Origin of the sequence: Ornithinibacter sp. (assembly GCF_035443565.1) — a bacterium.
GTDB lineage: Bacteria > Actinomycetota > Actinomycetes > Actinomycetales > Dermatophilaceae > Fodinibacter.
In genome coordinates, this window is sequence record NZ_DAORSO010000133.1 from 3,500 (window position 1) to 6,133 (window position 2,634).

The window sequence follows — 2,634 nt, forward strand, 5'->3', positions numbered from 1 at the left end:
ACTGGTCGCCATGACGAAAGCCCCAGGCACATCCCCGGAATCTGTGCGTGGGCTGGGGCCGATGACGGCGGCTGCATTGGTGTTCGGCTCGAGTGCAGCCGTGCTCGTCGTCGAGCTCGCGGCGCTGCGCCTGCTTGCCCCCTACCTCGGCCTCACCCTCGAGACGAGCACGATCGTCATCGGCATCGCGCTGGCCGCGATCGCCACCGGGTCGTGGGCCGGGGGCCGAGCCGCCGACATCATGCCGCCGCGTCGGGCACTCGGCCCGCTGCTTGCGATCTCGGGGGTGGCTGTGGCCGCGACCCCGTTCCTCGTTCGAGCCGCGGGTGAGACCGGAGGGTCGGGAGCGGCGCTGCTCATGGCGATCGTGGCGATCCTCGTGCCGGGGGCGTTGCTCTCGGCCGTGTCCCCCATGGTGACGAAGCTCGTGCTCACCGACCTTGCCGAGACCGGCAGCGTCGTCGGCCGACTGTCAGGCATCGGCACGGTCGGGGCCATCGCCGGGACGGTGCTCACCGGGTTCGTGTTCCTCGCGGCGCTGCCGGTCAGCTCGGTGCTCGTCGCCACCGGGGTGCTGCTCGTGCTGGCGGCGGCTGCTGTCGAGGTGGCTGTTCGGGGTGCCCGGGCTGCTGTCGTGCCGCTCGTGTTGTTGGTGCCGGGGGCCCTCGGGGCGGCCTACGGGCCGGGCAGGTGCGAGGCCGAGACCGTCTACCACTGCGCGCAGGTGCAGGTGGACCCGGCGCGCGAGAGCGGTCGGGTGCTCGTGCTCGACAGCCTGCGCCACTCCTACGTCGACCTGGACGACCCGACGCATCTCGAGTTCCAGTACGTGCAGGCACTCGCGGCCGTTGCGGACACGGCGTTCCCGGCCGGTGAGCCGCTGGAGGCCTATCACCTCGGCGGCGGCGGGCTGACCTTTCCTCGCTACCTCGAGCGGGTGCGACCAGGCACGGTCAGCGTGGTCTCCGAGATCGACCGCGGGGTGCTGGCGATCGACGAGCGCGACCTCGGGCTGGTCACCGGCCCGGCGATGGACGTGCGCATCGAGGACGCCCGGCTCGGGCTGCGCAGCCTCGCCACCGACAGCCGTGACCTCGTGGTCGGCGACGCGTTCGGTGGGATCAGCGTCCCCTGGCACCTGACGACCCGCGAGGCCCTCACCGACGTCCAGCGCGTGGTGCGTCCCGGCGGCATCTACGCCGCCAACCTCATCGACTTCGCGCCGTTGTCCTTCGCCCGGGCCGAGCTCGCCACGATGCGAACGGTCTTCGAGCACGTCGCGGTGGCCTCGGATGCCGAGACGCTGGGTCGCGAGGTCGGGTCCGGTGGCAACGTGGTCGCGATCGCCTCCGACGAGCCGCTCGACCTGGAGGCCCTGCGGTCAGGCTTTGCCGCCCAGGGGCTGGCGTGGGAGGTCGTCGAGGGCGCCGAGCTGGATGCCTGGATCGGTGACTCGCCCGTGCTGACCGACGACTTCGCCCCGGTCGACCAGTTGCTGACGCCCTACCCGAGCGCCCGTCGCCCCGTGGCCTGAGCGTCGGCGGCTTGCTGAGGGTGCTTCACAAGGGAAGCACGAGGTTCGCCGGGGAAGGCATCCCTTGCGAACCGCATGTTTCCCTCATGGGGAGGAAAAGTCGAGGTGCGGTGGGTGGTCGAGGCGGTCCGGGTGGGTCAGCAGGTCGCGCACGATCGTCGTGACCTGACCGGCGTGGGCCCCGTCGACGATCCGGTGGTCGGCCGTCGCGACGAGCACGAGCACCGGCCGGGCGACGACCTCCCCGTCGACGACGACCGCCCGCTGCTGCACCGTGCCCACCGCGAGGTAGATCGGCGTGCGGGCCAGCGGCAGCGGTGCGAGGAAGGCCTCGTCGAGCCCGAGGGTGCCGACGTTGGAGACGAACGCCGTGCCGAGCGGGAAGCCGGGCTGGCCGACGAAGCCCTTCCCGAAGCCGCCTGCCACGACCCCCGCGGCCGCCATCACCGGGCGCAGCGCCCACGCCGGGGCGATCTTCACCAGGCTCGAGGTGCGCTTGTACGACGTGTGGTCGCCGCGGCGCAGCTTGCCGGCCCCGGCATCCAGCGCCTGGGCGATCTCCACGGGGCTGAGGCGGTCGACGTCGTGCACCTTGATCGGCGCGAGGTCGGACCCGCGATCGATGTCGACGGCGAACCCGATGTCGCACCTCTCCAGTGGACGCAGCCGCCCGAAGACCACCCGCGCCCGCACCTCGGGCACCGCACGCAGGGCCCGACCGAGAGCCGCTCCGACGACGTGGGTGATCGTGATGCGCTCGCCGGTCTCTTCCCGCACCCGGTCGATGTAGGCCAGGGCGGGCGTGACGTCGACCTCCATGCGCGCGTAGATCCGTCCGTCGCGGGACGGCCGCCAGGTCGCCACGGCGATCTTGCGGCGCACCGGCACCCGGGGTGCGCTGTGGTGGCCGGTCATCGGATGCCGGTCAGGGCCAACCGCACGACGCTGCGGGGCGCGTGGGTGAGGGTTGCGAGCGGGGCCGCGCGGCGCGGCATCCGAAGGGTGGGCTGATCGTCCTCGACGGCGGCGACGACGGCGCGTGCCACGGCATCCGGGTCGAGCATCGTCAGTGCGCGGGTGCGCAGCACCCGGTCGAACGC

The 2,634-nt window shown here is 72.5% G+C and carries 3 protein-coding genes; 1 reads left to right on the forward strand and 2 read right to left on the reverse strand.

Going from position 1 to position 2,634, the window contains the following annotated elements; genetic code table 11:
- The first annotated feature begins 61 nt into the window (after positions 1-61).
- The gene (locus tag PLL68_RS11655; protein ID WP_324534264.1) at positions 62-1,534 is read left to right on the forward strand and encodes a fused MFS/spermidine synthase; all 1,473 of its coding nucleotides are present in this window, start codon (positions 62-64) and stop codon (positions 1,532-1,534) included.
- Between the two features lie 84 nt (positions 1,535-1,618).
- Here the strand turns inward: PLL68_RS11655 and PLL68_RS11660 are convergent, their stop codons facing one another.
- Positions 1,619-2,449 carry a 2-oxo acid dehydrogenase subunit E2 gene (locus PLL68_RS11660; protein WP_324534265.1) on the reverse strand — a complete coding sequence of 277 codons (831 nt, stop codon included), beginning with the start codon at positions 2,447-2,449 and terminating at the stop codon, positions 1,619-1,621.
- Positions 2,446-2,634: hypothetical protein (locus PLL68_RS11665; RefSeq protein WP_324534267.1), on the reverse strand; the 189-nt coding region annotated here is incomplete at its 5' end. The genes PLL68_RS11665 and PLL68_RS11660, both read right to left, overlap by 4 nt.